The organism is Flavobacterium sp., assembly GCF_049590715.1.
Lineage (GTDB): Bacteria > Bacteroidota > Bacteroidia > Flavobacteriales > Flavobacteriaceae > Flavobacterium.
This window is the reverse complement of record NZ_JBAWDL010000236.1, coordinates 1-4105: the sequence shown is the minus strand read 5'-3', so window position 1 is coordinate 4105 and position 4105 is coordinate 1. Positions and strand designations below refer to the sequence as shown.

The window sequence follows — 4105 nt, the reverse complement described above, 5'->3', positions numbered from 1 at the left end:
CCTTTGGATCAAGCCATTGGATTATATCGTTTTCCAAACAGGACGGCAAATGGCTACATCTCTCTCCGACATCCAGGCAGAAATCAAGAAGAATGAGGAGCAGCTCGCGCAACTGCGAAAGCAGGCTGAAGATTTTCGCAATCAGGAGCGCGCCGGGGTCATTGACGACATCCGCAAGACGATTGCGGAATATGGTTTGACCGCTGCTGACTTGAAGCTGTCGAGCCGTGCGCCGAAGGCGCGATCGATCAAATCGAGCGCCGCGGCAAAATATCGCGGCCCAGCTGGGGAGACTTGGTCCGGCAGTCGCGGACGCAAGCCACGCTGGATTACGGAAGCCTTAGCCGCAGGAAAATCCCTTTCGGATTTTGAGATAAAATAAAGTGTGTCAGAATTTTTTACGCCGAGCTGTCTGCGCCACTTAGGAGAAGGCCTGGAATCGGCTTTCAGATCACTAAGCCGATAAGACGGAAAAAATGCCGCTGCGTTGAGGGATGTTGTTAGCATGCAAGATGCTTATCCGCCTCATTTATGCCAGCCGAGGCTGAAATCCTGTTCAGGATCTATCTGCCATTCTTGATTGGTCCCATCGCGTCAACCCTGGGCTTCAGGTGACAGGGGTACTTTGTCATTTGGACGGCATCTACATGCAGTACCTTGAAGGCGAAGAAAACACAGTCGATGTCCTCTTCAAAAGCATCCAGGCGGACACGCGCCATCGGGACGTTACTCAGCTCGAGCAGCGCCGCATTCCCAAACGGGCGTTTGCTGATTGGGCGATGGCACTTCTCGACTGGAACGATAACCCCGGGCAATCTTCCGAAGCTTTTCGCCTGGCAGCAAATTGACCTCTACGCGGGGGATCCAAGCACGGCCGCACCGCTGCTCAGTCCTAGTGCCCTACGACGGCTCCGGCCCTTCCGTCAGGCCTCGAAGGACGCCATAGCGCATGACAGGTGAGCAGCTTGGTCTTTGAGAGATTCTGCGGCCTCAGATGACTGCTCTACCAAGGCAGCGTTCTGCTGCGTTGCCTGGTCGAGCGTCAACAGCGAGTCATTGACCCCCTGAATGCCAGAGCGCTGTTCGTTGGCGGCACGGGATACATCAGCAAGCAACTGGCTCATGCCGCGAACTTCCTCAAGAATCGAGATCAGGGCGCCCCTGGTTTCGTTCGTAGCCGTGATACTGCTTTGCAGCTGCTCCCCGGACTCGGTCACCAATGACTTAATCTCGCCTGCGGCGCTCGCGCTTCGTTTGGCTAGCTGTCGGACTTCCGACGCGACAACGGCAAATCCGCGCCCTTGGTCACCCGCGCGCGCAGCTTCAACTGCAGCGTTCAAGGCCAGTATATTGGTCTGAAAAGAGATGCTGTCGATCACCCCGGTAATGTCCGCAACACGGTGCGAAGATTCAGCGAGACTTTTCATCCTGCGAGTCAACTCTTCGACCGATGCTTCGCCTTTTCCCGCTTGTGCGGTGGCTGCCTCGGCCAGTTCTGTAGCGCGTCTGACCGCTTCAGCCGTGGCAGACACGGTAGCGGTGAGTTGTTCCACCGCTGAAGCTGTTCGCTGCAGACCATCGGCAGCAGTCGCTGTCCGGCTCGAGAGGTCGACACTGCCATCGGCAATGCCTCTAGACGAGGCGCTCACCTGAGTTGCTGATTCGCGAGCGATCACCATGGCATCCCGGATTCGTGACAGTACCTGAAGAAGTTCTGCCCCCTGACGGGTGAGGGCGGGTTCTCCGACCATCGCAAAGCTAACCTGTCCGCTCGCAGAGTGAAGTCGGTTCGTAATGCACTCGAGTTCTGTTGAGAGTAATGCGTCCTGGCGCATGCGCACGGCGATGAACATGCCGAATGCCACTTCGACTACGACAAAGACTGCGTGAAACACAACAGAGTAGAAGTCGGAGGCGGGAAGGCAGAAGACCGGAAACCCCATGGCCTGTAGGCGGTCGAAAAATATGTGGTGCAGTGCCACCGCAATGCCTCCAACGAGGACCGGTGCCCAATGGCGATACGCCAACAGAAATGCAAGTGCCACGAATACGCCAAAGTGAAACTCGGTTTTCCCGCCTGCGAGCTGAATATGGAGGCCAACGAAGCTCACCAATAGTATTGGGAAGGCCACACTGCTAAACCATGTTCCCCGGAGAAAGACGAAGGTGAGAAGTGCACAAGCGGACAGGAACGCCACACAAAACATGGCGAGTTCGAACTGTTGAAAGTGCCATCCAATGCCCAAAGCTGCTAGTCCGCCAACGCCACAGATGGTCAGCAGCAATGCATCGGCTGCGCGACGTACCTCCGGCAGGGACGGGTTGAACTCGGAGATTGACTGAGCCGCAGCGTGAGCAGGTGGGTTGGACATGGAGCAGATTGCAAGGGCGAATTGTGTGCGCGGAATGCGAAGTACGTCGAATCCCCTGATATCGGCAAAAACTTTGAATACTTTAGGCAGCACAGATGTGGGCCGGCGCTCAGTGTTGGGGCCGATGCAGAAATGAGCCACTTTGGCTTAAGTGCTTACGACCTCGTGGCCCCCGTGCGGTTTTCAGCCCGCACCGTCTGTTGGACGCAGAGGCTATGCGCTGCAGTTGGCTCACTCCGGTCTAGGCGGCGCCAAGGTCAAACCTGACGCTCGTTGTTTCCATTCTGCCTTACAGGACCGGTATTTATTCACATGACTGCTCGAATATTTACTTTCCCATCATTCGATACGTCTTTTGACATGAGATTCTCGCCGCCAGTGAGGAAGAATTGAAGTTTCTCTAGATACGGGCGGGAAAAATCTGACGCGTGCGTTAGAGCCCCTATGTTTCAAAATTATTAATGAAAACGCAATCCAATATGGCAATGCAGGACTTGCCAGAACAACCACTCATCTCTAAATCGCAAGACTTGCGCCGCAGGGCGCTTCAAGGCTTGGGGACACAGGCTGAAGCGGCACGCTGCGAGACCGAGCTTCGCCGGCGATTCCTCATGGATCCGCTATCCCCGCTATTTCTGCCCAAATCCACAGTAGAAAATATCGAGCCCGACAAGCACCTTACGGGGCTCTCAGCGATCACCTCAAAATTCATCGTCGCAACCGCCGATTTGACAACCCAGTCAGACGGGGCGTTGCAGGACCTTTTGCACAACGTTCGTGTGCTTTTGCAAATGGACATTGCATTTGTCGCCGAATTTGTGGAGGGGCAGAAGGTCTTCCGGCACTTGGATAATGCTGAACACATAAAGCTACCTTTCAAGGAGGGCGATTGCGGTCCGCTGGAATTGACTTTGTGCCAACGGGTTGTGGATGGCCGTTTGCCGGAATTGCTCAATGACGCGAAGTCTGTCCCCGAGCTTTGGGATTTAATGATTGCGAAGACTTTGAACATAGGCGCGTACCTAAGCACGCCAGTGGTGCTTCAGTGTGGAACTGTCTACGGAACGCTGTGCTGCATCAGCCACTCGGCGCGTTCGGCACTGGGGAACAAGCAGATTGACGCCCTCCGGCACGTCGCCAAGATATTGGGCGCGGAGTTGGATAAAAGACGCCCCTAGCAGGGCTACTGAAATACTCCCTGATGGCCTGTGCTGAGAATTGTCGACAGCATAGAACGAGCTACAAGCGATTGTCCGAAGTGGGCAAGGGGGCAGGCTCCCTTATTTGTGCAAGTTCACGGCGCGAAACCAGCATTTCAGCAACCTGCTACAGATGCGCCCGAAGAACTGTTCGCAATGCTGCTTTACTTCCGCAGGCCGGAGGACGATTCGACTGGTGGCGATCTGGAGATCTGGCAATGGAAAGACGGGCGACGGCCAGCCTTCATTGGGTCAGAAGCCAATGAAGAGGGTGCCGAGTTGGTGGCGACCATTCCTTACCGTCCGAACACGCTTACAGAATCGGTGCTGAGTGGCTCGCTCGGTCAGTCTTCCCACTGCTTGAAGCACAACAGTGTTGGCGAAGAACACGGCGCAGTTGCACACCTTGTTTGCGTTGAGCAATCTGTGGATGGCGCGGCGTCGGCTCTTGAGCGGGGCACGGGGATGAGTGCGCCTGAAATGGGCGAGGTGGCCAAAAGCCATCGGCGAAACTGGCCGAAACGTACCCAACGC

At 55.6% G+C, this 4105-nt stretch carries 4 protein-coding genes and 1 pseudogene; 4 read left to right on the top strand and 1 reads right to left on the bottom strand.

Annotation, left to right across the window (positions count from 1 at the left end; genetic code table 11):
* Positions 1-382 (top strand): H-NS family nucleoid-associated regulatory protein (locus WBQ70_RS10620; RefSeq protein ID WP_423913883.1); only part of this gene is annotated, 382 nt, incomplete at its 5' end.
* Between the two features lie 187 nt (positions 383-569).
* Positions 570-848 (top strand): annotated as a pseudogene (locus WBQ70_RS10615) (BLUF domain-containing protein); the annotation flags it as partial.
* A gap of 75 nt (positions 849-923) precedes the next feature.
* On the opposite strand, the gene WBQ70_RS10610 reads toward WBQ70_RS10615, so the two are convergent.
* The gene (locus tag WBQ70_RS10610; RefSeq protein WP_423913880.1) at positions 924-2465 is read right to left on the bottom strand and encodes a methyl-accepting chemotaxis protein; all 1542 of its coding nucleotides are present in this window, start codon (positions 2463-2465) and stop codon (positions 924-926) included.
* Positions 2466-2833: 368 nt separating this feature from the next.
* Between WBQ70_RS10610 and WBQ70_RS10605 the strand changes: the two genes are divergently transcribed.
* Both WBQ70_RS10605 and WBQ70_RS10600 read left to right on the top strand, forming a co-directional pair.
* Positions 2834-3550, top strand: coding sequence for a GAF domain-containing protein (locus tag WBQ70_RS10605; protein WP_423913878.1), 717 nt, complete (start codon positions 2834-2836; stop codon positions 3548-3550).
* 108 nt (positions 3551-3658) lie between these two features.
* Positions 3659-4105: hypothetical protein (locus tag WBQ70_RS10600; protein ID WP_423913885.1), on the top strand; the 447-nt coding region annotated here is incomplete at its 3' end.

Bases quoted from the DNA above. Each gene is read 5' to 3' on its own strand.
- WBQ70_RS10605 (WP_423913878.1), top strand. From the start codon at position 2,834: ATGAAAACGCAATCCAATATGGCAATGCAGGACTTGCCAGAACAACCA.